Raw genomic sequence first — 23,565 nt, forward strand, 5'->3', positions numbered from 1 at the left:
AGTTGGCGAAATCATATCGCCCTTAAGAGGTGTCCGGAATTATTAGGCCAGTTCAAGCTTGCTCGCGATGGCGGCTTACCAGGCGTCATCGATGTGACTGGACTGCCGCTATCGCGAGCAAGCTTTGCTCCTACAGGTTCTTCCAAGTGGCCGGCCGTAAGGGCGAAACCATAAGTCGCCGTTACGCCGAAAACGGATATGTACACAATTCTAAGAGCGCTTATCCAAAGCCGCCTCCGCCGCTGCAATCTCGCCCTGCCGCTTGGCAATCACATCTCCCACCGGCGGCCCCTGGAAGCGTCTTGCCTCAAACCCGAACCAGACAATGGCCGTCAACACCAGAAACCCGATGGTGATGTATAACGCCCAATCGTTGGGCGGCTGGATGCCGATCACGAAGATGATCACCATCGACAACACCGAGAGCAGGGCAAACACCGTGTACCAGAAGCGCCCCATGTTCCACGGCCCCATGGTCGGCCATTTCGAGGTGCCATAGGCAAACAGGCCCAGCACGATGGGAATAACGAAGGAGAAGAACAGGAAGATCACCGTGCAGGAGACGACGATGGTGTAGACCGGCGTTTCGCCGATCGAGATCACGGACGAGCCCCAGACGAACAACACCGCCAGCGTAGCACCGGTCCAGATAGCGGCGACCGGGCTGCGAAAGGTCGGTGAGACCGACGCCAGTGCTTTCGAGCAGGGCAGGCCGCCGTCACGGGAGAAGGCGAAGATCATGCGCGACACCGAGGTCACGGTGGCCAGGCCGCAGAGCACCTGCGAGATGAAAATCGCCACGTACAGCGCGTCCTTGAGCAGCGGGTTGACCTGGGTATTCATGGCCCAGAAAAACACGCTCCAGCCTTGCTTGGCAGCCTCGTCCATGCTCGGCAGCATCAGCACGAACGCACTGAGCATGAGCCAGCCGAACAGCAGCGACCAGACCACCGACATGACCATCCCCCGTGGCACGGACATGGCCGCGTTACGGGTTTCTTCGGAGGTGTGCGCGGACGCGTCGTAGCCGGTGATGGTGTAGATCGGCAACAGCAAGCCGAGCATGAAGATCCAGCCGTTGGAGACCTGTGGCCAGACATTGCCGCCGGCCTCGCCGGAATAGTTGCCGAACGTCACCAGTCGGGAGAACTCGTAGCTGGGCGCCGAGATCAGGCAGACGATGGTCAGTGCGATGGCAGTGGCGAAAATCAGGTAGCCGGAGAAGTCGGTGAGTTTCGCCGTCAGGCCGATACCCAAGTGGTTACACAGGGCTTGAAGGCCGGTGAGAATCGCCAGGAAAATCACCCGTGTCGTGGTCGTGTCTTCCATGCCCAGCGTCGGCCCGAAAGCGCCGAAAAAGAAGTAATAGGTGCCGACGTTGATCGCACCGAGCACCGTGATCAGCCCCAGCAGGTTGAACCAGGCCGTGAGCCAGCCGGTGAAGCGATTACCGAGGATCGAGCCCCAGTGATACAAGCCGCCAGCGGTGGGGTAGGCCGAGGAAATCTGCGCCATGGCCATGGCGAAGACGCCAGAGATGATGCAACCGAGCGGCCAGCCAATGCCGATGGAGGCACCGCCCGCGCCGGACGTGCCCTGGGCCAGTGAGTTGATACCACCGGAGAGGATGCAGATGATCGAGAAGGAAATCGCAAAGTTGGAGAAAACGCCCATTCGACGCGACAGCTGCTGGGCATAGCCCATGCTGTGCAGCACCTTGACGTCATCGTCGTGCGCGTCGGTGCCGGGCTGGCTTGCTGGATTCATTATGGTGTGCCCCTTCAGGTTTTGATACGCGTCCATCCGGACCTCCGGACGGGCTGGCCTTCAACCCCTTGTCGTACTGCTCCTGTTTCCCAACGGTGAAACCTGTCCGGACTAACCCCGATGCCAGTCAATTAGCCTGAACACATACTTGTGGCGAGGGGATTCAGCGAAACGTCGCACCGCCCCGTCGGGTTGCGAAGCGACCCCAAAAAATGGGACTGCTGCGCAGCCCAACGGGGATGAATCCCCTCGCCACAATTCACTCATCGCCCGTGTTACCTCTGAATTGACGGATATCAAGATTGGCCCAGGCAATCGATTGCGATTACAGGCGGCCGAGGAAGGCCGCCTGAAAAATTTCCGCCACGCCGGCCCGGGTCAGCGGCAGTGGGTTGCCGCCGGCCGACGGGTCGACGACCGCCATGTCCGCGATCAGGTCGGCCTGCTTGTCATCCACTCCCAGCTCGAACAGCGTGTGGGGCACGGCGATGTCCTTGCGCAACTTGAGGACGAAGGCCAGGAAGCTGTCGAAGCCGGGGGAGGGCAGGTGCAGGTAAGCGGCCAGACGCGTGATGCGCTCCTCGATGGCCGGGCGATTGAATTTCAGGACATAGGGCATCAGGGTCGCGTTGGTCATGCCGTGATGGGTGTCGTACAGCGCGCCAATCGGATGCGCGAGGGCATGCATGCCGCCCAGGCCTTTCTGGAAAGCGGTGGCGCCCATTGCCGCGGCGGCCAGCATCTGACCGCGGGCATCGAGGTCGGAAGGCGTGTGCACCGCGCGCACCAGTGCATTGGCGACCAGGCGCATGCCTTCGACCGCGATACCGTCGGCCATCGGGTGGAAACCGGGGGCGCAGTACGACTCCAGGCAGTGCGACAACGCATCCATGCCCGTGCCGGCGGTGACTTTTGCCGGCATGCCGACGGTCAGCGCCGGGTCGCTGATGACCACGCGCGGCATCATTTTCGGGTGGAAGATGATGCGTTTGGTGTGGGTGCGATCGTCGATGATCACCGCTGCACGCCCCACTTCGGAACCGGTGCCGGCCGTGGTCGGGACCGCGATGACCGGGGCGATGCGGCTTTCATCGGCACGGGTCCAGTAGTCGCCGATGTCCTCGAAGTCCCACACCGGACGGGTTTGCCCGCTCATGAACGCAATGAGCTTGCCCATGTCCAGGCCGCTGCCACCGCCGAAGGCCACTACGCCATCGTGATTGCCCGCACGCCAGGCCTCGAGTCCGCCAGCCAGGTTGGCTTCGACGGGGTTGGGCTTGAGGTCGCAAAACAGTGCCGCGCCCAGGCCCGCGTCGCTCAAGGAATCCAGCGCTGCCTTGGTGATCGGCGCCCGCGCCAGGCCGCTGTCGGTGACCAGCAACGGTCGCTGGATACCCTGGCTGCGACAGACCTCGGCCAGTTCGCTGATGCGACCGACGCCGAAGCGAATGCTCGTGGGGTAATTCCAGTTTCCGGTCAGGCTCATGGCTCAGATCTCGTGGCGCAAATGGAAGGATTTGGCGCGGGTCAGGTGTTCGTAGCCCAGACGCGACAGCGTCACGCCGCGCCCACTGTTCTTCACCCCGGTCCAGGCCAGGGCCGGGTCGAGGTAATCGCAGCGATTCATGAACACGGTGCCGGTGTCGATCTCGTTGCCCAAGCGCTCGGCGGCGGCGAGGTCCCGGGTCCAGATCGAGGCGCTGAGGCCGAACTCGCTGTCATTCATCAAGGCGATGGCTTCTTCATCGTTGGCCACCGGCATGATGCCGACCACCGGACCGAAGCTTTCGTCGTACATGACCGACATTTGATGGCTGACGTCGACCAATACCTGCGGCGCGAGGTAGGCGCTGCCCGGCACATCGGCGGCGAAGTCTTGCGGACCGATCAGCGCCCTGGCGCCCAGGCTCAGGGCCTCGGCGATCTGGCCGCGCACGAAATCAGCCGCTTTCGGATTCACCAGCGGACCGAGGGTCGTCGCTTCGTCCAGTGGATTGCCCAGCACATACTGGCGAGTCAGGGCGGCGAAGCGCTCGACGAAGGCGGGGTAGATGGACTGATCAACATAGATGCGTTCCACGGCACAGCAGCTCTGCCCGGAGTTGAAGAAGCTGCCGTCCACCAGGTTTTCCACCGCGTGTTCGAGGTTGGCGTCGGCGCGAACGTAGGCCGGGTCTTTGCCGCCAAGCTCCAGACCCAGGCCAAGGAAGCCTTCGACGGCAGCGTGTTCCATGGTCTTGCCGCCGTCCACGGAACCGGTGAAATTCACTTGATGAACCTTTCCCGAGGCGATGGCGACTGCCGTATAGGTATGACTGAGTACCAGGTTATGGAACAGCCCCTCAGGCAGATTCGCGCGACGAAAGGCCTCGGCGAAACGCTCGCCGACCAACAGGGTTTGCGAAGCGTGTTTGAGGATGACGCTGTTGCCGGCCATCAGCGCCGGAATGATGGTGTTGACGGCGGTCAGGTAGGGATAATTCCATGGGGCGATTACCAGCACGGTGCCCAGTGGTTCGCGCTTGATATGCCGGCGAAAGCCGTTGATGGGCGTGGGTTCGACGTCTGCCAGCGCCTCGGGTGCAATGGCGATCATGTGCCGGGCACGCTCTTCGAAGCCGCGCAGCTCGCCCGCGCAATAACGCACTGGCCGGCCAATTTGCCAGGCCAGTTCCGGGACGATGTCATCCTTCATCGCCAGCATGGCGTCCACGGCGGCACTGCAAAAAGCCGCGCGTTCACTCAGTGGCCGGCGTTTCCATTGCGCCTGGGCGGTGGCGGCTGCATCCAGTGCCTTGTCGAGTTGAACAACGTCGGCGCATTCGCGCTCGGCGTAGACCCGGCCATCGACCGGGGAGATGAGCTGAATCTTCGCAGTCATGATGTTCTCAACTGTTATTTCTACGATCCGAGTTGACTCAATAGCGCTCGAAGCCGCGCTGCAGTTCCCAATCGGTAATCCGCCGGTCGTACTCTTTCTGTTCCCATTCGGCGGTGTGCACGTAGTGGTCGATCACCTCATCGCCGAACGCCTCGCGCAACATGGTCGAGCCCTTGAGTGCGGCACTGGCGTCACGCAGGGTCTTGGACACTTCGGGCAGATGCTCGTCGACATAGGCATCGCCCTCGTAGGGCGGGTCGAGGCTGAGTTTTTCGTCGATCCCGGCCAGCCCCGCGGCGATCAGCGCGGCGAAGGCCAGATAAGGGTTAAGGTCGGCGCCACCGATGCGGCATTCGATGCGGATGCTTTTGCTTTGCTCAGCGCACAACCGGAATCCGGCGGTGCGGTTGTCGCGGCTCCACACGGCGCGGGTCGGGGCGAAGGTGCCGGCCTGAAAGCGCTTGTAGGAGTTGATGTAGGGCGCCAGAAAGCAGGTGATGTCGTTGGCATATTTGAGCTGCCCGGCCACCCAGGAACGCATCAGCTTCGACATGCCGAACTCGGCCTTGGCGTCGAAAAACAGCGGTTTCTTCGCGTTCTTGTCCCACAGCGAATTGTGGATGTGGCTGCTGGAGCCGGCGGCGTCATAGCGCCATTTGGCCATGAAGGTGATCGCCTTGCCCTGCAGTTGCGCGATCTCCTTGCAGGCGTGCTTGATGATGACGTGGTGGTCGGCCATGGTCATGGCATCGGCATAGCGGATGTTGATTTCTTCCTGGCCCGGACCCCACTCACCCTTGGAATTTTCCACCGGAATGCCGCACGCCTGCAGATGCTTGCGGATTGCCCGCAGCACGGGCTCTTCGCGGGTGGTCTGCAGGATGTTGTAGTCCTCGATGTAATGCCCGGCGGTTTTCGGCTTGTAGTAGTTGCGCTTGTGGATGGACTCGTAGCTTTCGTCGAACAGATAGAACTCCAGCTCCGAGGCGAACATGCCGGTGTAGCCGCGCTCACGCAGGCGCGCGACCTGTTTTTTCAGGATCGCCCGCGGGCTGTGGGGCAGGTCCTCACGATGGTGATGGTCGAGCACATCGCACAGCACCAGTGCCGTGCATTCGAGCCAGGGCACTTTGCGCAGGGTGCTCATGTCGGGCTTGAGGACGAAATCGCCGTAGCCTTTGCTCCAGCTCGCGGCGGCGTAGCCCGGTACCGGCTCCATGTCGATGTCGTCGGCGAGCAGGTAATTGCAGCAATGGGTTTCTTCATGACCGCTGTCGATGAAAAACTCGACCTGGAATCGCTTGCCGACCAGGCGGCCCTGCATGTCGACCATGCACACCAGAACGGTGTCGATTTCACCGGAGACGGCGGCACGCTTGAGTTCGTCAAAACTGAGGAAAGGCTCGGGCATCACGGCAAGTCCTGCGCAAATTGTTTGGGGCCTGTCTGGAATAGCTATTGCAGACGCTCTCCAGAACAACCCGAAACCTGCAGACGCGAGCATCGTGAGCAATTAGCTGAACATAGCTTAGCCTACTGTCGCTTTTCGCAAGTTTTTGCTGATGCTTCGCGTATGTCCCTGATCCCCTGTGGGAGCGGGCTTGCCCGCGAAGAACGTACAGGCACCACGCTCATTCAGACAGTACGCGTTATCGTTGACCCTCCATCGCAAGCAAGCTGGCTCCTACACTGGAATGCGTTTACACGCTCGCGGAGAAATGAACATGACGAAGAAAAGAGAGCACAAAACCTACGAAAACCTGAAACGGCAATACCCGGATTATCTGGACGCCGTGGAGGCCTTGGGTACCGCTGTACGTCACGCCGGTCCGTTGGACGAGAAAACGGTCCAGCTGATCCAGCTCGGCGCTGCGGCGTCGATCCGCTCCGAGGGCGCCGTGCACAGCCACACCCGGCGGGCGCGAGAGGCGGGCGCCACGCCGGAGCAGATTCGTCATGCATTGATTGCGCTGACCAGTACGATCGGTTTCCCGACGGTCGTGGCGGCGATCAGTTGGGCAGACGATGTGATGGGAGAGGGGCAAAGTCCTGCGGTTTGACAGCCCACATGATCTCAAGTGCGCGTGGCCCCTTGTGGGAGCGAGCCTGCTCGCGAAGGACGTCAACGATAACGCGTGCTGTCTGAATGAACGCGTTTACCAGGCGTTTTTCGCGAGCAGGCTCGCTCCTACAGGGAATTGGGAAATATTCACCAAGGCGATCAGTACTGCGCACGCACCGCCAGCGTCACCGTGCGTGGGTCACCGTAGAAGTTGGTGCCCCACGAGGCGTCCACCCGGTCGTAGTACTTGCGGTCGAACAGGTTGTTGGCGGTCAGGGTCGTCGACAGGTTGTCGTTGAACCTGTAGCCCACCTGGGCCGTGGCGATGGCGAAGCCGCCTTGTTCGAATTTCACTTCGCGTTGGTAGTACGTGTCGCTGACCGCGCGAACCCCGCCGCCGACGCTGAAGTCCTTGAGCGGGCCGTCGGTGAACGCGTACTTGGTCCACAGGTTGAAGTTGTGCTTGGGCGTGATTGTGCTGAACGTCTTGCCTTCGGAACCGTCATCGGCCTTCAGGTATTGGGTGGAGGTGAAGGCGTAACCGGTGACGATGCTCCAGTTGTCGGTCAGGTTGCCGCTCAACTCGGTTTCCCAACCCTGGCTGCGGGCTTTGCCCTCGCTCATGTAGGCCGCAATGCTGTTGTTGTATTCGGCGCGGTTTTCGTCGTAGATGCGGAACACCGCGACGCTGGCGTTCAGGCGTCCGTCGAAGAATTCGCGCTTGAGGCCGATTTCGTATTGTTTGCCTTCACGCGGACCGATCGGCGTATTATCGGCGCCCAATTCGCTTTGTGGCTTGAACACTCCGGTGTAGCTGGCGTAGGCCGACAGCTCCGGCGTCAGTTTGCCGATGATGGCGCCGTACGGCACGACCTTGCGGTTGATGCTGGTGCTGGCGCTGCCGAAGTTGTTGAAGAAGGCGTTGGCGTTTTTCGCTTCGCTTTCGTACCAGGTCACGCGGCTGCCGCCGATCACATCGAGCCAGTCGGTGACGTTGATCTTCGCGCGGGTGTAGAGGCCGTACTGATCGGATTTGGACCAGTTGCCGTTGTTTTTCTCGTAGTCCTGTTTCGGAATGTCGATGCTGCCCGGATCGAACACGTTGATCGGGAAGTAGTCGCCGCCACCGTAGGTGAAATCCTTGTCCAGATGCTGGTATTCGGCACCGAGGGTGAATTCATGGGTGCGACCGAAGGCGTCGAACGGGGTGGTGACGAAGCTGTCGGCGCCGATGGATTTGATATGGGTGTAATAGTTGTAGGCCACCGCCCAGCTATCGCCGGTATCGGGATCGACCGCACCATCGGCCCAGGTGAAGTTGCGCTTGGGGGTTTCGGCGTCGCGGTAGGTCAGGGTGGTCTTGAACTGGCCACCGTTGTCCAGGGCGTGATCGACTTCGGCAAAGCTTTCCCAGACTTTTTCGTTGAGTTCGTTCCACTTGGCATCGACGAAGGTCGAGCGCGGCACATCGAGCAGCTTGCCGTTGGCATAGGCCGGCAGGCCGAACGCCGGGGTGGAATGGTTCTGCTGATAGGCGCCGCCCATCGATAGGGTCGTGGATGGATCGAGGTCGAATTCCAGGCGGCCATACACCATCGGGCGTTCGTTTTGCGCGTGGTCGACGAAGGATTTATTGTTCTCGTAGGCAGTGATGAAGCGCCCGCGCACGGTGCCCTGATCGTTCAGCGGCCCGGTGACGTCCACCGAGGAACGGTAATGATCATAGGAACCGGCAGCCAGCTCGCCACCGAGGGCGAATTGGTTCAGGGCGCGCTTGCGCACCACGTTGATCGTACCGCCGGGTTCGCCCGCACCCTGATACAGGCCCGAGGGGCCGCGCAGCACTTCGATACGGTCGTACATCGCCAGGTCGAACGAGGTGGCCATGTCGCCCTGGCCGGTGGGTTGGGAAACGCCATCGACCTGCACCTGATCGACCAGGAAGCCGCGCATGTAGACATCATTGAGGCTGGAACCGGAGTTGTAGGTCTTGATGGTGACCCCGGTGACCTGGCGCATGGCGTCCTGCAGGCTGTTCATGTTCTGGTCATCCATGCGCTGGCGCGTGACCACCGACACCGATTGCGGGATGTCCTTGAGTTTGATGTTGCCCTTGCCGATGCTCACTTCGTTGGTGGTATAGGAATGCGTGCCTTCGGTTGTCGCGCCCAGGCGCTGACCGGTGATCGAGGTCGCACCGAGCTGCAACGCGTCGGTGTGAGCCGAGCGTACGAGGGTGTAGCTGGCGTCGCTGCGCTGAAGGATCTCCAGGCCCGTGCCGCTCAAGAGTTTGTCGAGTGCCTCGATGGCCGGGTATTGGCCGGACAGACCGGGGCTTTGCAGGCCATCGGTCAGCGCGGGCTCGAACGACAACGCGATGTGGCTGTCGGCAGCGAAGCGCGACAGCGTCTGCCCCAGCGGGCCGGCCGGTATCTGATAGCTGCGCGTCTCGGTTGCGGCCTGCGTTTGCGGGTCGGCTGCCCAGGCATTGGTACAGGCGCCGGCGAGCATCAGGCTGAAGATCGCACGGCAGGTGGCGCGGCGCAGTGGCGGGGTGAATGTCGGGGTGCAGTCAACGGGCATTGAGAAGGGGTCCTGTCGGCAAGGGAGAGGGTGTTTCTTCCCTTGCCAGCCCAGCGCGAAAAAAGTATCACCTCGTTGAAACTATTTTTTCGGGTCGATCAAACGGCTGAAATCGTCACCCAATAACCGCCGAAACGCGTCGTCACGTTCACCGGGTACGTCTGCGCCAGCATGCTCAGTGCACGCCGGGTATCGTCCAGCGGGAAAGCGCCGGATATCCGCACCCGGGCAACGGCCGGATCGCAGCGCACGATGCCGGGGCGGTAGCGCGCCAGCTGCGCGGCGAAGTCAGCCAGGTGCATGCCGTCCGCTACCAGCATGCCCTGGGTCCAGGCAGTCAGGGCGCTGTCGACGGGGGTAACCGGACTGATCGAAGAGGCCGAAAACACCGTTTGCTGACCGGCGACCACGATCATCGGTGTGGCTGGCGGGCGTTGGTACAGCTCGATCTGCATGCGACCGTCGAACACCGCCAGGCGCGTCAAGCCTGCGTCTTCGCGCACACTGAAGCGGGTGCCCAACGCCTGCATGCGGCCCTGTTCGGTACGGACCCGGAACGGTCGAGCCGGCACCTGTCTATCGGGAGCGGTCTGGACCAGGATCTCCCCCCGGCGGACGCTGATCAGGCGCTGCAGCGGATCAAAATCCACATCGATCACGGTGTCGGTGTTGAGGGTCACCTGACTGCCATCGGCGAGGGTCAACGGGCGACGCTCTCCGATCGCCGTGTGGTAATCGGCTGTCCAGCCCTGGCGCTCGTTCAATTGCCAGCCGATCCAGCCTGCCGGTGCTATCGCCAACAAGGCGGCCAGGCGGCCGAGCATGGCCCGACGTTGGGGATTGGCCGGCCGGTCGAGCGCCGGCATGGCCAGCTCTGGCGGCAGCCCGCCGAGCTTGCCCAGCAAGGCCTCCGCCCGTTGCCAGGCGCATTCGCAAGTGGCACTGCTGGCTCGCCACTGTTGCCATTGCGCGAACTCGTGTTCACTCAGGGCACCTTCGCTCAGGCGCATCAGCCACTCGGCGGCCTGCTCCAGAATCTGCGGGTCGATCGTCGATTGGCTGTTCATGCCGGCATCAACGCCAGGCACTGCACGAACGCCTGTTTCATGTAGCGCTTGACCGTAATCAGCGAGACATCGAGTTGCGTGGCGATGTCATCGTATTTCATCGCGCCGATCTGAGAGAGCAGAAAGGCGCGCTTGACCAGCGGTGGCAGGGAATCGAGCATCGCGTCGACTTCATGCAGGGTTTCCAGAATCAGAAAGCGCTGCTCAGGGGAGGGCGCCAGCGCCTCGGGCATCTGCGCCAATGCCGCCAGATAGGCGCGCTCCAGCGCCTGGCGCTGGTACCAGTTCACCAGAATGCCCTTGGCGACACAGGTCAGATAAGCCCGGGGCTCAGCCAGGTCCGGCAAGGCCCTGGCCGCGAGTATGCGCGTGAACGTGTCGTGCATCAGGTCTGCGGCATCCACCCGGTTACCCAGTTTTCGCTGCAACCACGTGTGCAGCCAGCCTTTGTGGCCGACATACAGGGCTTCGACGCAACGAATGTGGTGTTGATATGTGGCAGACTCTGAATCGCTCATCGCGTCAATATTTTGCTAAGTGAGAATTATTAGCAATTGTAATGAGCGCCGCTGATGACGGCAAGGGGCGGCGTTGGCCTGTCACGGCTGCCGGCAGGACTTCGATTATTCTGCGTGTTCTGTCAGCGGGACGACTTTTCTACCGAGGCTATGCATTTGTCCATCAATACCGAAACACTGTGGATCGATACGCCACACGGACGACTGTTTTGTTGTCGCTGGTTCCCTGAGGACCGTTCGGGTCACCCGGAAAAACCACCCATCATTCTTTTCCATGACTCGCTGGGTTGCGTTGCCCTGTGGCGCGATTTTCCCCAACAGTTGTGCCGGGCGACCGGGCTTGAGGTCATTGCCTACGACCGCCTCGGGTTTGGTCTGTCGGACGCCTATCCCGGGCCACTGCCGTTGAACTTTATCCGCGACGAGGCCGAGTGCTTCTTCGCGTATCTGAAGGATGCACTTCGGATCGATCGTTTTATTGCATTCGGTCATAGCGTCGGCGGGGCGATGGCGGCGGCCTGCGCGTCCCTGTACGCGCAAAGCTGCACGGCGCTGGTCACGGTTTCAGCGCAGGCGTTTGTAGAGGATCTGACGCTGCAAGGCATTCGAGAGGCAGAGGTGCAATTCGAGCAACCGGGGCAGATGTCGCGACTGGAGAAATATCACGGCGACAAAGCCGCCTGGGTGTTCACCGCGTGGACGGGTACATGGCTTTCCCCGGCCTTCAAGGACTGGAGCCTTGAAAGCACGGTCGACGCCATACACTGTCCCTTGCTTGCCATCCATGGCCAGTACGATGAGTACGGTTCAGTCATGCATCCCAAGCGTATCGCCCGGCTGTCGACCAGCACCGGTAGCTACGTGATTGTCGACGATTGTCATCATGTGCCTCATCGAGAGGCACCGGAAACAGTGCTCAAGGCTGTCAGTGAGTTTCTGAGAGTGTCCGCTCGATGACTGCTGTCTGATCTCCCTGCCTGAACACCAGGCGCAAACGCTCGATGGTCTGCTCGATCGAAGGCCCCTGGATGCTCGGTGGCTCCGGGCTTTCACCGAATTCGCGCCAGATGAACAGGGTCAATTCCGCGCCGTCGGTCAGCGAATGAGCCTCGGCGCCCGCTCCGAAGTTTTTCAGCACCCGGTATCGCTCATCCTGGCAAAACAGCTCCTCGACCCAGTCATAAACCGGTATGTAGTGAAAATGAATGGGGAAGCGGGGGTCATGGCCGAATCGGCTGATGTAGAGCCACTTCGGTTGCAGCTCCGTTTGCAGGGTTTTCTGGACTTTGGCGAGCAGCACACCCAGCTCGGCCAATGCCTGCTCCGGCAGGTCGGACAATGAACGGACAGGGTGTCTCGTCCCCAGCACCAGATAGCCGGGCAGCTTGGACGACATGTGATGATTGAGTATCCAGTGAGCGGTTTCATGGATGATGAAGCGTGGTGCTATGTCCATCGTTGGGTGTCCGTTGTCGAAGCTGGGAGGGAGAATGAGAACATCGCGCCGCCGTTTGGCTGACTGTCTGCCCAGATGCTTCCACCATGCAACTCAATTATTGAGCGGCAGATGGACAAGCCGATTCCCATGCCATCTTCTTTGGTCGTGAAAAACGCATCAAACAGCAGCGCAAGGTGTTTTTGGTCAATCCCTGGGCCGTTGTCACGCACCTCCACCACCGCAAGACTTTCTTTCGCATGAATTCGCACGTGCAGCTCCCTGGGCAGGTCTTCGCGGCCAATCATGGCCTGCAGGCTGTTCATGATCAGGTTGATCACAACCTGCTGGAGCTGGATCCGATCACCCGGCACCTTGGGCAAATGGCCCTCGACCTTGCACGACAATTGCACCTGATGGCTGCGGATTTCCCGGTCAAGCAGGGCAAGTGAGTCTGCTACTACCGATTCTAGATCCAGATCTTCGTAGTGCGAATCGCTTTTGCGCGTCAGGTCGCGAATACGCCGGATCACTTCGCTCGCCCGGCGCGCATTGCTGGCTGCCCGATTGATGGCGGCACGGGCTTCATCGAGGTCGGGCAGCGGGCGATCAAGCCAGCGCCAGGCCGCTTCGGCACTGGAGGCGATGGCGGCCAGCGGCTGATTCACTTCATGGGCGATGGAGGCTGCCATCTCGCCCATCGTGGTGTTTCGGCTGATATGCGCCAGTTCGATCTGTGCGCGATGCAACTTGGCTTCGACATCATGGGTGTGGGCTAACAAACTGAATTGTTCCTGTAATTCGTCACTGGTGCGCCGGTTCTTCAAGGCCAGCCAGGTGGCAATGCCGATGGCCGTCAGGCTGATCAGGCAACGGGCCAGCGCGGTGCTAAAGGGGTGATCCAGGTGGGACAAAAGGAAGCCGGCCAGCGTCAGCGCGGCGCAGGTGAGTGCAACCCGGCGCAACCCGCGGATGGAGCACGAGCCCATGGCGATCATGATCACCAGGACGTAGAGGACGGCCACCGCGATATCCAGCCCGGTCAGGGTGTCGACGACGAATATCGCGAGCGTGGTGGCCCACAGTCCCAGGCACGTGGCCCTGGAACGCAGGCCGCCGAGCATGATGTTCATCATGACCCGGCGCCTGGGATGCGGTCGCGTCGACGTATCAAGGTCAGCCCTTGATGAATGCCAGAAGGTCGCGGTTGATGACCTCGGCATGGGTGGTGCACATGCCGTGGGGCAGGCCCGGGTAGGTTTTCAGCGTTCCATGTTTGAGCAGCTTGATCGCCAGGTGGGCCGAATCGGCGATGGGTACGATCTGATCGTCTTCGCCGTGCAGCACCAGGGTCGGCACGTCGATCTGCTTCAGGTCATCGGTGAAGTCGGTTTCCGAGAAGGCTTTGATGCAGTCGTACTGCGCCTTGATCCCGCCGTTCATGCCCTGGCGCCACCAGTTGTCGATGACCCCTTCGGACACCTTGGCATTCGTGCGATTGAAGCCGTAGAACGGGCCGGTGGGGAAGTCACGGTAAAACTGGGCGCGATTGTCAGCCAAGGCTTTGCGCAGACCATCGAAGACCTCCAGAGGCAGGCCACCCGGATTGTTCGCGGTGCGCAGCATGATTGGCGGCACCGCGCCGATCAGTGCGGCCTTGGCCACGCGACCACGGCCATGACGCGCCACATAGCGCGCCACTTCGCCGCCACCGGTGGAGTGGCCGATGTGCACGGCGTTACGGATGTCGAGGTACGCCATCAACTCGGCAACGTCGGCGGCGTAGGTGTCCATTTCGTTGCCGGTATCGGTCTGGGTCGAGCGGCCGTGGCCACGACGATCATGGGCAATGACGCGGAAGCCCTTGCCGAGGAAAAACAGCATCTGCGTATCCCAGTCGTCGCTGGACAGCGGCCAGCCATGGTGGAACACGATCGGCTGGCCGGTGCCCCAATCCTTGTAGAAGATTTTCGTGCCGTCCTTGACGGTGATCATTCCCGAGCCTTTGCCTTTGCCGTTGGTCTTGCCGTTCGCGGTGGCGGCAGCCGGAACCTGTTGCCCTGCAAGCGCAGGGACCGCCACCACCAAGGCAGCGGCCATGGCGCCGGTGGTTATCAGGCCGCGCCGGGAGGTTCCGCTTGTCTCGTCAGTCATTTTCAGCACCCTCTAGAGTTCAGGAGATGCCGGGGAATTTATGGACAAAGAGGGTGACTGACCACCAGACATGGGTGTTTGCCATTAACGCTTTGGTATAGGCGCGGGACACAGATCCCTTGTGGGAGTGAGCCTGCTCGCGAACGCGGTGGGTCAGCCAACGCCGATGTCGACTGACCTGACGCTTTCGCGAGCAGGCTCGCTCCCACAGGCGCAATGAACCGCGCGACACAAAGGCGTCACGAGGATGGTTTATTTACGAGCCCAACGTCAGTAGATTAGCCAGCGGCTTGCCAGCCGCCGAGCCTCACAACAAGGAAGATCCATGAACGTCAACTCATCATCGTCGTCATCCAGCGCACTGATTGCCGCCTTTTCCTCCGCCGCCAACTCCCGGGTGACGGATGCCCAGGGCAATGTCGCGAACAGCGATCAGTCGGCAGGCAAAACGCAAAATGATGACTCGGTGAGTTTTTCCAGCACGGCCACCGATTACAGTGACGCCATTGCCAGCAACGCGCCGTATTTTCCGGTGCGCCCGGGGATGAACGCCGACGCGCTGATCCTGGGGGTCGCCAAACCAGGCGCGATTTCCAGTTCGAAGGACAAAACCTTTGCCGACGTCGCCCTCGATGCCCGCAAGCGCATGGATGAAAAATATGCGCTGATGAAAGACAGCGGCAAGCCGTACGACAACAGCGTTCAGGATCGCAATGCGCTGATGGGCGATCTGGATCGCCGTTCGCTGTACGCCATTTCCACCAATGAAGGCGGCCAGTTCACCAAGGAAGAACAAGCCTCGGCACAAGACCTGATGCGCCAGCAGGCGCAACTCGCCACGGGCTACTATGTCGGCCCGGAAGATCAGAAGAAGAACTGGAAAGACCCGTTCGCCAATGATCCGGTCGGTCGCGCCAAGGCTGCGCTGAACTTCCTGGACAACATGAGCCCCGAAGAAAAATCCACGCCGCAATGGTTGACCCAACGCGCGACCATCCAGACCGCACTGGACCAGGCGACCGCTGCCGATCCGGTGGAACTGGCGAAGAAAAAACAACTGTACTTCCCGATCCTTGCCGAAATCCTGCAGAGCGGCACCAGTTGGTTCGACAGGCAGGAAGCGGACGCAGACAAGTCCGGTGAGTTGCTGAACAGACTTCAGGCGGTTGTTCAGTCAGCCAAATGAAGCAGTTCGTGTAGGAGCGAGCTTGCTCGCGATGGACGTCAACGATATCGCGTGCTGCCTGAATGACCGCGTTGTCCGGACGTTTTTCGCGAGCGAGCTCGCTCCTACAGGTCATGCAAACCGGCATTCCAGTTGGTTACTTGCTGGCATCCAGCACCACGCGATAACGCGCCTTGCCGCTGCGCAGATGCTCGATGGCGTCGTTGACCCGGCTCATCGGAAACTGCTCGACCTGCGGCAGGATCTGGTGACGGGCACAGAACTCGAGCATTTTCGCCGTCACGGCAGGCGAGCCGACCGGTGAGGCCGACAGGGTTTTTTGCTGGGGCAGCAGGTTGAACACGTGCACGGGAATCGCATCGGGCACGATGCCGACAAAGTGCAGGCGACCCTTGCCGCGAAGCGTGGCGAGCAGGGCGGCCCAGTCGAGGTTGGCGTTGGCGGTCACCAACAGAAAATCCAGGGTGCCGGCAATGGATTTCAGCCCGTGGCTGTCGGTGGAGGCGACCACAGTGTGTGCGCCCAGGCGTTTGGCTTCGTCCTGCTTGCTCAAGGACGAGGTGAAGGCGGTGACCTCACAGCCCCAGGCGTTGAGAAAGCGCAGTGCCAGGTGACCCAGGCCGCCGATGCCCACGACCCCGACCCGGTCAGTGGGTTTGACGTTGAACTGCACCAGCGGGTTGAACACCGTGGAACCGGCGCAGAACAGGGGGCCGGCCAGGGCCGGGTCGAGGTCTTTCGGAATCGGCAGGGCCCAGGCCCAGTGCGAACGCAGGCGGTCGGCGAAGCCGCCGTTGCTGCCGATGATGGTCGGTTGGGCCGACGTGCAGAGGTTGTGGGAGCCTTCGATGCACGAGGCGCAATGCATGCAACTGCCCTTGTACCAACCGATGCCCACCCGTTGCCCCGTTTCGAGGCCACGGACCTGCGTGCCCATTCGCACAATGCGACCCACGACCTCATGTCCCGGAACGAAAGGGTATTGGCTGATGCCCCATTCGTTATCGATCAATGACTGGTCGGAATGGCAGACGCCGCAGTACTCCACGGCGACTTCCACTTCCTCATCACCTAAAGGACCGGGGTCGTAGCTGTAGCGCTCCAGCGGAGCACCGGCCGCCGTCGCGGCCCAACCGGTGAATGTCGTGAGTTCGCTGCTGTCGCTCATGGGGGCACTCCAGATCAGGAGACGAGGGTTTGGCCGCCCCTGTGCGGTGGCGGCGGAGCCAGAAAAGTGTAGCGGGTCTCTTTCCCGGCGCCATGTTCTCGAAACCCTTTCCAGACGCACCCCTTCCCTGTGGGAGCGAGCCTGCTCGCGAAGGCGTCGTGTCAGTCGACATCAATGTTGAATGAACGACCGCTTTCGCGAGCAGGCTCGCTCCCACAGGTATTGCGGTGGGGCTGTTTAGCCGCGCACCGCCCGCGAGCGCCAGACCATCATCTTCTCGACCTGCATCTCCTTCATGGTATGAGGAATCCCGCCCACGCCATGCCCGGACAGGCTCGCCCCGGCGAACGGCATCCAGTCGACGCGGAAGGTGGTGCTTTCGTTGACCATCACTGCCGTGGCGTTCAGGTCCTGGTAGCACTGCATGGCGGTGTCCAGGTCCCGTGTGAATACCGCGGCCTGGAAAGCGTAGGGCAGGGCGTTGGCCAGCTGGATCGCCTCTGCCAGGTCATCGTAGGCGTAGACCGCCACCACCGGGCCGAAGACTTCCTTTTGCATCACGTTCGAATTGATGGCCGGATTCAGCAGTACGGTTGGCGCATAGCAGTTGTTGCCCAAGGTGCGGCCACCCGAGATGAGGCGGGCGCCACTGGCGACGGCTTCATTCACCCACTGGCCCACGCGGTTCATTTCCCGCTCAGTGATCAGTGGGCCGACATCGGTACGCGGATCCGTCGGATCACCGACCACCATGGCATCGCCCAACTGGCCCAGGCGTTCGGCGACCTGCTCGGCGATGCTGCTGTGGCAGAAAATCCGTTGCGCGCTCACACAGACCTGGCCGGCGTGGAAGAAACCACCGCGAGCGATGCGCGGCAGTGCGTCTTCAAGGTCGGCGTCCGCTGCCAGCATCACCGGTGCCGCGCCACCGTGTTCCAGCGCGCAGCGGGTGCCCGGTGCCAGCGTGGAACGCAACATCCAGCCCACCGCCGCCGAGCCGATGAAACTGAAGAAACCCACCCGTGGGTCGGACACCAGTTTGCCGGTGATGGCGTTATCGGTCGGCAGCACCATTTGCGCCCACCCCCGGGGCAGGCCGGCCTCGGTCAGGATATCGACCAGCACCTGGCAACTGAGCGGGGTGTTGGTGGCCGGTTTGATGATCACCGGTGCGCCGACGGCGATGGCCGGTATCACCTGATGCACGATCAGGTTGAACGGGTGGTTGAACGCGGAGACGGCCGCGACCACGCCGATCGGCTCGAATTGGGTGAACGCCACGCGGTTCGCCGAAGCGGCGTTCAGACCCATGGGGATCACGTGGCCGCCCTCGGAGCGCAACACCTCGATGCTGTTGAGGATGCCATCGATACCGCGCTCGACTTCGGCGATCGAATCCTTCAGCGGCTTGCCGCCTTCACTGGCCGCTTGAGTGGCAATCTCGACCTTGCGCTCACCGATCAGCTCGGCGGCGCGGTGCAGGATTTCAATGCGACGCGGCTTGGACAACCACTGGCTGCGGTCGCGGAAGAGGCCGTCGGCGACCGTCAACGCCAGCTCGATATCGGCCTCGGTGGAGGTCGCTACTTGGCCGACGACGCTGCCATCGAAAGGGGAGTGCACAGCCAGGGTGGGTTCAGACATGGGACTTGCCTCGAATCTTGCATGGACGAATTGCCGTTTCAGCGAGCCTTGGGGAATCAAAAGATCGCCGCCTGCGGCAGCTCCTACGGGATCGGGTTTGCACACGGAAATTGTAGGAGCTGTCGCAGGCGGCGATCTTGCGATCTGCCGAAGTGCTTGCCAGGCTGGGCGTCAAGGTAGTCCCGGGTGGGTGTTTCGAAAACTGAATAATTCAGAAGCTTATGTTCATTTTTCGAGAAGACCTCCCGGAGTCGCCAGTGACGACGCCGGGAGCGACGAGCGCCGTGACCTTAAAGGTTATCGGCGTCAATGATGGCCTTGGCAAAGGCTTGCGGATCTTCTTGTGGCAGGTTGTGGCCGATGCCACCGGTGATCAACCGGTACTCATACTTGCCGGTGAAACGCTGGCGGTAGTCCTCGGCTTTCGGGTGCGGTGCGCCGTTGGCGTCACCTTCCATCGTGATGGTCGGTACGCTGATGGGCGGCGCCTTGGCCAGTTTCTGCTCCAGCGCGTCGTATTTCGTTTCGCCCTGAACCATGCCCAGGCGCCAGCGGTAGTTGAAGACCGTGATGTCGACGTGATCCGGGTTGTCCAGGGCCACTGCGCTGCGATTGAACGTGGCGTCATCGAACGCCCATTGCGGCGAAGCGAGCTGCCAGATCAATTTGGCAAAATCGTGGGTGTTTTTTTCGTAGCCTGCACGACCACGATCGGTGGCGAAGTAGAACTGGTACCACCACTGCAATTCAGCCTTGGGCGGCAGCGGGTTCTTGCCGGCAGCCTGGTTGCCGATCAGATAGCCGCTGACCGAGACCAACGCCTTGACCCGCTCAGGCCACAGCGCCGAGACGATACCCGCTGAGCGCGCGCCCCAGTCGTAGCCACCGAGCACGGCCTGTTTGATTTTCAAGGCGTCCATGAAGTCGATGACATCGCTGGCCAGGGCGGCAGGTTGGCCGTTGCGTAAGGTTTTATCGGACAGGAAATGCGTATCGCCATAACCCCGTGCATAAGGCATCAGCACCCGATAGCCCTTCGCTGCGAGCAACGGGGCGACCTCATCGTAGCTGTGAATGTCGTAAGGCCAGCCGTGCAGCAGGATCACCACCGGGCCATCGGCCGGGCCGGTTTCAGCGTACGCCACATTCAGCAAACCGGCGTTGATGTGTTTCAGCGCGCCGAACGGGGTGTCGGCGGCGGCAGGGGTGGTGACGGCGGCAGGCGCGGCGTCGCTGGCCTGCGCGTTGGCAACGCCCAGTGCACCCAACTGCATCAGTGTGAAAGCGAGAACAGAAGCGCCAACCAGGCGACGGTTTTTGCCGTTATTGCTTTTCAATGCATGCACGTTCATGGGGCAGATCTCCTTTCAAATGATGGGGCAGGCGAGCGGCGAGGGAAATGGCTACGACAGGTATAGCCTGTCGTTCGCGAGGACTGCCTCAAACCGTGGTTCACAGTTAAGCGCGGTGAGGTATCTGGGCTGTTTCAGAAAGGCGGGTGGGTGAAGCGTTATGTATCGGGTTGGCGTGTAGATACATTTCGATACACGGCCTGTAGGAGCGAGCCCTGCTCGCGATGGACGCATGGACGACGCTGACTGTCTGGTTCCCCGCGTTATCGTTGACCTCCATCGCGAGCAGCGCTCGCTCCTACAGGGAATGACGGGTTTGTCCGTTAGGCGACATCTACTGACTTACTAGCGTTAGCCGGCAATCCCAAGGCGCGTTAGAGTCGAGGCCACATTCCTGGCAAACCCGGATGATCCCGATGACGCGCCCTCGTTTCTTACCCGACAACTTCACCCTGACCCTGATCGGCGTGGTGCTTCTCGCCAGTTTGCTGCCCGCCAGCGGGCAAGTGGCGGTGGGCTTTGGCTGGCTGACCAACATCGCCATTGCGCTGCTGTTTTTCCTGCATGGTGCCAAACTCTCCCGTGAATCGATCATCGCCGGTGCCGGTCACTGGCGCCTGCACCTGCTGGTGTTCAGCCTGACCTTCGTGCTGTTCCCGCTACTCGGGTTGGCGCTCAAGCCGGTGCTGTCACCGATGATCGGCGCCGACCTGTACATGGGCATGCTCTACCTCTGCGCGTTGCCCGCCACGGTGCAGTCGGCGATTGCGTTCACGTCTCTGGCCCGGGGCAACATTCCGGCGGCGATTTGCAGTGCGGCGGCCTCCAGCCTGTTCGGGATTTTCCTCACCCCGCTATTGGTGACGATCCTCTTGAATGTGCACGGCGACGGCGGCTCGACCCTGGATGCCATCCTCAAGATCAGCGTGCAGTTGCTGCTGCCGTTCATTGCCGGGCAAATCGCGCGGCGCTGGATCGGTGCCTGGGTGGGACGTAACAAGAACTGGCTGAAGTTCGTGGATCAGGGTTCGATTCTGCTGGTGGTCTATGGGGCTTTCAGCGAAGCGGTGAACGAAGGCATCTGGCACCAGATTCCGCTGTGGGACCTGGCGGGTCTGGTGGTCGCCTGCTGCGTGGTGCTGGGGCTGGTACTGGTCGCCTCCACCGTGCTGGGCAAACTCTTCGGCTTCAACCAGGAAGACCGCATCACCATCCTGTTCTGCGGTTCGAAGAAAAGCCTGGCCACCGGCGTGCCGATGGCCCAGGTGCTGTTCGCCGGCAGCACCATCGGCGTGTTGATCCTGCCGCTGATGCTGTTTCATCAGATTCAGTTGATGGTCTGTGCGGTGCTGGCGCAGCGCTATGCAAATCGCCAGGAATCGGTGGCCGAGTTGATGGGGCAGGTCGATCCTTAATCGCTATGCCTTCAATTTATGCAAATCTGGTATTTGTGCTATCCAATTAGTGCCGTTTATCAATTAATGCTTGAAGGGTAAGTTGCCACTCTACGATTTGAGATCGAGAGCAACCCATGCCCCAGCACCTTCTGCGCAAGTGCATCCCTGCAGCGGCCAGGATGAGCACCCTCTGTTTCGCACTCGGTACCTGTGCGATCGTCAGTGCCAGCGAGCGGGCTCCGCTGATCATCAAGGATCAGGGAAGCCTGCTCGCCGGCGGTGGGCTGATCACTCAACCGGGTACCTTTGACCCCTATGATCCTTTGCACCCTGATGGCCAGAGCTATCACGGCGACCACGTGTATGCGTTCTACCAGGTTCCGGTTGACGCCCGTCCGCTGCCCATCGTCATGTGGCATGGCGCAGGGCAATCGGCGAAATCCTGGGAAACCACGGCCGATGGCAGGGAAGGGTTCCAGAACATTTTCCTGCGGCGCGGCTTCTCCACGTATCTGATCGACCAGCCACGCCGTGGCGATGCAGGACGCAGTCTGGTGGAGGCGACGGTCAAGCCGGTGCCGGATGAGCAACTGTGGTTCAACCAGTTCCGCATCGGCCTGTGGCCCTCGACCTTCGAGGGCAGCCAGTTTCCCCATGGGCCGCAGGCGCTTGAGCAATTCTTGCGTTCGATGACGCCAAACACCGGTCCATTTGACATCGAGGTCGTATCCGATGGCGTGTCGGCGTTGCTGGACAAGACCGGCCCGGCCATTGTGTTCACCCATTCGCAAGGGGGTGGACCCGGTTGGCTGACGGCGATCAAGAACCGCAATGTGCGGGCTATCGTCGCGTTCGAGCCTGGCAGCAGCTTCGTGTTCCCGGAAGGCGAGGTTCCCGCGCCGATTCCCAGCGCATTCGACACGCTCTCGGCGCAGGCCGTATCGAAGGCGCAGTTCGAAGCACTGACCCGCATCCCTATCCTCATATTCTACGGCGACAACATCCCCGATAAACCCGTTCGGCTACCGGCACAGGACAGCTGGCGTGCCCGGCTGGAGATGGCGCGACTGTGGCGCGATGCGGTCAATCGCCATGGCGGTGACGTCAGGCTGGTCCACTTGCCGGAGATCGGGATCAAGGGCAATAGCCACTTCCCGTTTTCGGACATGAACAACATCGAGATCGCGGATCTGGTTTCGACCTTTCTCGCGGAAAAAAATCTGGATTGATCACGAGCACGGCCATGGTTGTCGTGCACCTTGGAAACAGAAATGGGCAGGAAAACTCATATGACGCGAACCACGTTGAAGGCCACTTTGCTGGCCGCCATGATCGGAATGTCGGGAGCCGAAGTGGAGGCCGAGGATTACAGGCAGAACCCATTCACATTGACCTACGGTGGCGCGATCACCCGCAACGAGCCGGGCAAGGTCAACATTCATCCCGTGACGTACAAGCTCGACGGCCTGGATATTTCCGCCAACGTCTACACCCCCGCCAATTTTGACTCGGCCAAGCAGTACCCGGTGGTCGTCGTGGCCCACCCCAATGGCGGAGTAAAGGAGCAGGTCGCCGGCCTGTATGCCCAGCGCCTGGCCGATCAGGGCTACATCACGATCACTGCCGATGCCGCGTATCAAGGTGCCAGTGGCGGGCAGCCGCGCAACGTCGACAAACCTGCGCACCGCATCGAAGACATCCATGGCATGGCGGATTTTATCGCCGGCTATCCGGGCGTCGACCGTTCGCGCCTGGGATTGCTCGGTATTTGCGGCGGTGGCGGTTACTCATTGAAGGCGGCGCAAACCGACAAGCGCTTCAAGTCCATCGCCACCCTGAGCATGTTCAACTCCGGGCTGGTGCGACGCAATGGCTACCGGGATTCACAAGTGGCCACGATCCAGCAACGCCTGGAGCAAGCGTCGGCGGCCCGTGCCCAGGAGGCGGCTGGCGGGGAGATTCTCTATACCGGGGATGCGAAGCTGACGGATGAGCAAATTGCCAAGCTGCCATTTGATCTGTATCGACAAGGTTTCGAGTACTACGGCAAGACCCATGCACATCCCAATTCCACGTTCAGATACACCTTGAGCAGCCTCCTGGACCTGATGAGCTTCGATGCTACGGACCAGATCGAACTGATCGACAAGCCATTGCTGATGATCGCGGGCAGCAAGGCCGACAGCCTGTACATGTCGGAGCAGGCCTTTGCCAAGGCCACAGGTACCCGGGACAAGAAACTGTTCCTGATCGATGGCGCGACTCATATCGAAACTTACTGGGTGCCTGAGTATGTGGACGTCGCCGTTGGCCAGTTGAACGCGTTTTACGCCAGAACGCTCTGACACGAA

Annotated in this window: 19 protein-coding genes; 6 read left to right on the forward strand and 13 right to left on the reverse strand. The window is 61.1% G+C overall.

Annotated elements, in window-relative coordinates; translation table 11 throughout:
* Positions 1-210: 210 nt before the first annotated feature.
* From HNQ83_RS25745 to HNQ83_RS25760, 4 genes are all read right to left on the reverse strand, one after another.
* Complete coding sequence (locus HNQ83_RS25745; protein ID WP_175391564.1) at positions 211-1,767, reverse strand: amino acid permease; 1,557 nt, start codon at positions 1,765-1,767, stop codon at positions 211-213.
* Positions 1,768-2,092: 325 nt separating this feature from the next.
* On the reverse strand, positions 2,093-3,253 hold the full coding sequence (locus HNQ83_RS25750) for an iron-containing alcohol dehydrogenase (RefSeq protein ID WP_175391565.1): 1,161 nt from the start codon (positions 3,251-3,253) through the stop codon (positions 2,093-2,095).
* A 3-nt stretch (positions 3,254-3,256) separates the two neighbouring features.
* A complete protein-coding gene (locus tag HNQ83_RS25755) occupies positions 3,257-4,648 on the reverse strand; it encodes an aldehyde dehydrogenase family protein (protein ID WP_175391566.1) in 1,392 nt (463 codons plus the stop codon).
* 37 nt (positions 4,649-4,685) lie between these two features.
* The gene (locus tag HNQ83_RS25760; RefSeq protein WP_175391567.1) at positions 4,686-6,059 is read right to left on the reverse strand and encodes a glutamine synthetase family protein; all 1,374 of its coding nucleotides are present in this window, start codon (positions 6,057-6,059) and stop codon (positions 4,686-4,688) included.
* 313 nt (positions 6,060-6,372) lie between these two features.
* Here HNQ83_RS25760 and HNQ83_RS25765 point away from each other — a divergent pair, with 313 nt between their 5' ends.
* Positions 6,373-6,708, forward strand: coding sequence for a carboxymuconolactone decarboxylase family protein (locus HNQ83_RS25765; protein WP_175391568.1), 336 nt, complete (start codon positions 6,373-6,375; stop codon positions 6,706-6,708).
* 161 nt (positions 6,709-6,869) lie between these two features.
* Here HNQ83_RS25765 and HNQ83_RS25770 read toward each other — a convergent pair whose 3' ends face one another.
* The 3 genes from HNQ83_RS25770 to HNQ83_RS25780 form a co-directional block, all read right to left on the reverse strand.
* Entirely contained in the window at positions 6,870-9,293 is a 2,424-nt protein-coding gene (locus HNQ83_RS25770) for a TonB-dependent receptor (RefSeq protein WP_175391569.1), read from the reverse strand.
* A 98-nt stretch (positions 9,294-9,391) separates the two neighbouring features.
* Positions 9,392-10,360, reverse strand: coding sequence for a FecR domain-containing protein (locus tag HNQ83_RS25775; RefSeq protein WP_175391570.1), 969 nt, complete (start codon positions 10,358-10,360; stop codon positions 9,392-9,394).
* Positions 10,357-10,878: a sigma-70 family RNA polymerase sigma factor gene (locus HNQ83_RS25780; RefSeq protein WP_175391571.1), complete on the reverse strand. Its 522-nt coding sequence runs from the start codon at positions 10,876-10,878 to the stop codon at positions 10,357-10,359. The genes HNQ83_RS25775 and HNQ83_RS25780 overlap by 4 nt, the downstream gene beginning before the upstream one ends.
* Positions 10,879-11,028: 150 nt before the next feature.
* Here HNQ83_RS25780 and HNQ83_RS25785 point away from each other — a divergent pair, with 150 nt between their 5' ends.
* Positions 11,029-11,835 (forward strand): alpha/beta fold hydrolase, encoded by an 807-nt coding sequence (locus tag HNQ83_RS25785; protein WP_175391595.1) that lies wholly within the window; start codon positions 11,029-11,031, stop codon positions 11,833-11,835.
* Here the strand turns inward: HNQ83_RS25785 and HNQ83_RS25790 are convergent.
* Genes HNQ83_RS25790 through HNQ83_RS25800 form a run of 3 tightly spaced genes read right to left on the reverse strand, consistent with a single transcriptional unit; the run spans position 11,804 to position 14,308 of the window.
* Positions 11,804-12,334 (reverse strand): HIT domain-containing protein, encoded by a 531-nt coding sequence (locus HNQ83_RS25790; RefSeq protein WP_175391572.1) that lies wholly within the window; start codon positions 12,332-12,334, stop codon positions 11,804-11,806. The genes HNQ83_RS25785 and HNQ83_RS25790 overlap by 32 nt on opposite strands.
* A complete protein-coding gene (locus tag HNQ83_RS25795; protein ID WP_256669219.1) occupies positions 12,325-13,449 on the reverse strand; it encodes a sensor histidine kinase in 1,125 nt (374 codons plus the stop codon). The genes HNQ83_RS25790 and HNQ83_RS25795 overlap by 10 nt, the downstream gene beginning before the upstream one ends.
* A 40-nt stretch (positions 13,450-13,489) precedes the next feature.
* Positions 13,490-14,308: an alpha/beta fold hydrolase gene (locus HNQ83_RS25800; RefSeq protein ID WP_256669228.1), complete on the reverse strand. Its 819-nt coding sequence runs from the start codon at positions 14,306-14,308 to the stop codon at positions 13,490-13,492.
* Positions 14,309-14,792: 484 nt separating this feature from the next.
* Between HNQ83_RS25800 and HNQ83_RS25805 the strand changes: the two genes are divergently transcribed.
* Positions 14,793-15,653: a hypothetical protein gene (locus HNQ83_RS25805; RefSeq protein WP_175391574.1), complete on the forward strand. Its 861-nt coding sequence runs from the start codon at positions 14,793-14,795 to the stop codon at positions 15,651-15,653.
* Positions 15,654-15,789: 136 nt separating this feature from the next.
* Here HNQ83_RS25805 and HNQ83_RS25810 read toward each other — a convergent pair whose 3' ends face one another.
* The 3 genes from HNQ83_RS25810 to HNQ83_RS25820 all read right to left on the reverse strand — a co-directional run bounded on the left by HNQ83_RS25810 (position 15,790) and on the right by HNQ83_RS25820 (position 19,817).
* Positions 15,790-16,821, reverse strand: a complete 1,032-nt coding sequence (locus HNQ83_RS25810) for an NAD(P)-dependent alcohol dehydrogenase (RefSeq protein WP_175391575.1) — start codon at positions 16,819-16,821, stop codon at positions 15,790-15,792.
* Positions 16,822-17,058: 237 nt separating this feature from the next.
* A complete protein-coding gene (locus HNQ83_RS25815) occupies positions 17,059-18,465 on the reverse strand; it encodes an aldehyde dehydrogenase family protein (RefSeq protein WP_175391576.1) in 1,407 nt (468 codons plus the stop codon).
* 290 nt (positions 18,466-18,755) lie between these two features.
* Positions 18,756-19,817 carry an alpha/beta fold hydrolase gene (locus tag HNQ83_RS25820; protein ID WP_175391577.1) on the reverse strand — a complete coding sequence of 354 codons (1,062 nt, stop codon included), beginning with the start codon at positions 19,815-19,817 and terminating at the stop codon, positions 18,756-18,758.
* 416 nt (positions 19,818-20,233) lie between these two features.
* On the opposite strand from HNQ83_RS25820, the gene HNQ83_RS25825 reads away from it, so the two are divergent.
* The 3 genes from HNQ83_RS25825 to HNQ83_RS25835 all read left to right on the forward strand — a co-directional run bounded on the left by HNQ83_RS25825 (position 20,234) and on the right by HNQ83_RS25835 (position 23,559).
* Positions 20,234-21,232 (forward strand): bile acid:sodium symporter family protein, encoded by a 999-nt coding sequence (locus tag HNQ83_RS25825; protein ID WP_175391578.1) that lies wholly within the window; start codon positions 20,234-20,236, stop codon positions 21,230-21,232.
* A gap of 116 nt (positions 21,233-21,348) precedes the next feature.
* Complete coding sequence (locus tag HNQ83_RS25830; RefSeq protein ID WP_175391579.1) at positions 21,349-22,443, forward strand: alpha/beta fold hydrolase; 1,095 nt, start codon at positions 21,349-21,351, stop codon at positions 22,441-22,443.
* A gap of 60 nt (positions 22,444-22,503) precedes the next feature.
* Positions 22,504-23,559 carry an alpha/beta hydrolase gene (locus HNQ83_RS25835; protein WP_175391580.1) on the forward strand — a complete coding sequence of 352 codons (1,056 nt, stop codon included), beginning with the start codon at positions 22,504-22,506 and terminating at the stop codon, positions 23,557-23,559.
* The last annotated feature ends 6 nt before the right edge of the window (positions 23,560-23,565 follow it).

This window comes from Pseudomonas sp. C2B4, assembly GCF_013359695.1.
Taxonomy (GTDB): Bacteria; Pseudomonadota; Gammaproteobacteria; order Pseudomonadales; family Pseudomonadaceae; genus Aquipseudomonas.

Bases quoted from the DNA above. Each gene is read 5' to 3' on its own strand.
- HNQ83_RS25745 (WP_175391564.1), bottom strand. From the start codon at position 1,767: ATGAATCCAGCAAGCCAGCCCGGCACCGACGCGCACGACGATGACGTC.
- HNQ83_RS25750 (WP_175391565.1), bottom strand. From the start codon at position 3,253: ATGAGCCTGACCGGAAACTGGAATTACCCCACGAGCATTCGCTTCGGC.
- HNQ83_RS25755 (WP_175391566.1), bottom strand. From the start codon at position 4,648: ATGACTGCGAAGATTCAGCTCATCTCCCCGGTCGATGGCCGGGTCTAC.
- HNQ83_RS25760 (WP_175391567.1), bottom strand. From the start codon at position 6,059: ATGCCCGAGCCTTTCCTCAGTTTTGACGAACTCAAGCGTGCCGCCGTC.
- HNQ83_RS25765 (WP_175391568.1), top strand. From the start codon at position 6,373: ATGACGAAGAAAAGAGAGCACAAAACCTACGAAAACCTGAAACGGCAA.
- HNQ83_RS25770 (WP_175391569.1), bottom strand. From the start codon at position 9,293: ATGCCCGTTGACTGCACCCCGACATTCACCCCGCCACTGCGCCGCGCC.
- HNQ83_RS25775 (WP_175391570.1), bottom strand. From the start codon at position 10,360: ATGAACAGCCAATCGACGATCGACCCGCAGATTCTGGAGCAGGCCGCC.
- HNQ83_RS25780 (WP_175391571.1), bottom strand. From the start codon at position 10,878: ATGAGCGATTCAGAGTCTGCCACATATCAACACCACATTCGTTGCGTC.
- HNQ83_RS25785 (WP_175391595.1), top strand. From the start codon at position 11,029: ATGCATTTGTCCATCAATACCGAAACACTGTGGATCGATACGCCACAC.
- HNQ83_RS25790 (WP_175391572.1), bottom strand. From the start codon at position 12,334: ATGGACATAGCACCACGCTTCATCATCCATGAAACCGCTCACTGGATA.
- HNQ83_RS25795 (WP_256669219.1), bottom strand. From the start codon at position 13,449: ATGATGAACATCATGCTCGGCGGCCTGCGTTCCAGGGCCACGTGCCTG.
- HNQ83_RS25800 (WP_256669228.1), bottom strand. From the start codon at position 14,308: ATGATCACCGTCAAGGACGGCACGAAAATCTTCTACAAGGATTGGGGC.
- HNQ83_RS25805 (WP_175391574.1), top strand. From the start codon at position 14,793: ATGAACGTCAACTCATCATCGTCGTCATCCAGCGCACTGATTGCCGCC.
- HNQ83_RS25810 (WP_175391575.1), bottom strand. From the start codon at position 16,821: ATGAGCGACAGCAGCGAACTCACGACATTCACCGGTTGGGCCGCGACG.
- HNQ83_RS25815 (WP_175391576.1), bottom strand. From the start codon at position 18,465: ATGTCTGAACCCACCCTGGCTGTGCACTCCCCTTTCGATGGCAGCGTC.
- HNQ83_RS25820 (WP_175391577.1), bottom strand. From the start codon at position 19,817: ATGAACGTGCATGCATTGAAAAGCAATAACGGCAAAAACCGTCGCCTG.
- HNQ83_RS25825 (WP_175391578.1), top strand. From the start codon at position 20,234: ATGACGCGCCCTCGTTTCTTACCCGACAACTTCACCCTGACCCTGATC.
- HNQ83_RS25830 (WP_175391579.1), top strand. From the start codon at position 21,349: ATGCCCCAGCACCTTCTGCGCAAGTGCATCCCTGCAGCGGCCAGGATG.
- HNQ83_RS25835 (WP_175391580.1), top strand. From the start codon at position 22,504: ATGACGCGAACCACGTTGAAGGCCACTTTGCTGGCCGCCATGATCGGA.